General features: G+C 30.8%; 2 protein-coding genes. Both read left to right on the forward strand.

Annotation, left to right across the window (positions count from 1 at the left end; translation table 11 throughout):
- The coding region (locus IEX27_RS21135; protein ID WP_188723037.1) for a GxxExxY protein at nt 1–219 on the forward strand (219 nt) is incomplete at its 5' end.
- Nucleotides 209–572 (forward strand): cyclomaltodextrinase N-terminal domain-containing protein (locus IEX27_RS21140; protein ID WP_188723038.1); only part of this gene is annotated, 364 nt, incomplete at its 3' end. The genes IEX27_RS21135 and IEX27_RS21140, both read left to right, overlap by 11 nt.

The following is a 572-nucleotide window of genomic DNA, read 5'->3' on the forward strand; positions in this document are numbered from 1 at the left end:
ATTTGGGATGACGTCTATTTAGATATCGGATTTCGTTCTGATTTAATAATTGAAAATAAAGTTATTTTAGAAATTAAATCCGTTGAAAAACTTTCAAACGCTCATTTAAAACAACTATTAACATATATAAAAATAACGGGATTAAAATTGGGGTTATTAATCAACTTCAATGAAGCTCTAATTAAAGACGGAATAAAACGAGTAGCATATGGACTATAAAAAAAAATTGCGCCTTAGCGCCTTCGCGAGAATTTTAACATTTTCAATAACATTACTTTTCACAGCTTTGTCTTTCGCACAAATTAATCGTGTAGAACCGCCATTTTGGTATGCCGGGATGAACTTATCCAGCGTTCAAATTATGTTTTACGGAAAAAACATTGGGCAATATGAAGTTGCGGTCTCTAATAATGTTGTTATTGAAAACATCAAAAAGACAGAAAATCCCAATTATGTTTTTGTAACCATTGACACTAAGAATATTGCGCCAACAGAACTTACTTTTTCTTTTAAAAGTAAAAACAAAGTTGTCTTTACCAAGAACTATTCGATTAAGGCACGAAGAGAAAATT

The organism is Nitratireductor aestuarii (genome assembly GCF_014641695.1).
Classification (GTDB): domain Bacteria; phylum Pseudomonadota; class Alphaproteobacteria; order Rhizobiales; family Rhizobiaceae; genus Chelativorans; species Chelativorans aestuarii.